This is a genomic window from Pseudomonas sp. IC_126 (genome assembly GCF_004331835.1).
In the GTDB taxonomy this organism is placed as follows: domain Bacteria; phylum Pseudomonadota; class Gammaproteobacteria; order Pseudomonadales; family Pseudomonadaceae; genus Stutzerimonas.
Genome location: NZ_SJSS01000020.1, coordinates 1 through 405, shown reverse-complemented (window position 1 = coordinate 405; position 405 = coordinate 1). Strand labels below are relative to the sequence as shown.

Here is a 405-nt window from a genome sequence, read left to right as displayed (position 1 = left end):
CACCCATGATTAATGCAGTTAAGATGCTTGATAGAAGATGTCTGATTTCAGGAGGTAACTTGTTAAACCATTTCATAATGCATTACTCTCAAACAATGATTTCTCAGCAACGCGCCGCTTGGTTAATCCTGTGAGTGTTTCAAGTTTTTTAGTAACAGGATTACGAAACTTATCCCACTTCAAAAACTCATTAGCTGCGCTTTGCTTGTCACCTTCATTAATCTTTTTTAATAACGTGCTGCTTTCAAACGCACCTGCGCCCAAGTTAAAAATAAAACTAGCTAGAGCATCGCGCTCGTTTTGATTAATTGGCACTTTAACCAATCGCTGAATTGCTGCGTCAGCTTTTGAAATGTCTAACTGTAGAAACGCATCGGCCTGCGCCTTGGTGATGACTTTGCCCGC

Annotated in this window: 1 protein-coding gene; it reads right to left on the bottom strand. The window is 40.7% G+C overall.

Translation table 11 applies throughout. From position 1 onward, the window contains the following. Window positions 1-72: 72 nt before the first annotated feature. A partial coding sequence (locus E0D86_RS21280; RefSeq protein WP_131651991.1) for a lysozyme occupies window positions 73-405 on the bottom strand: 333 nt, incomplete at its 5' end.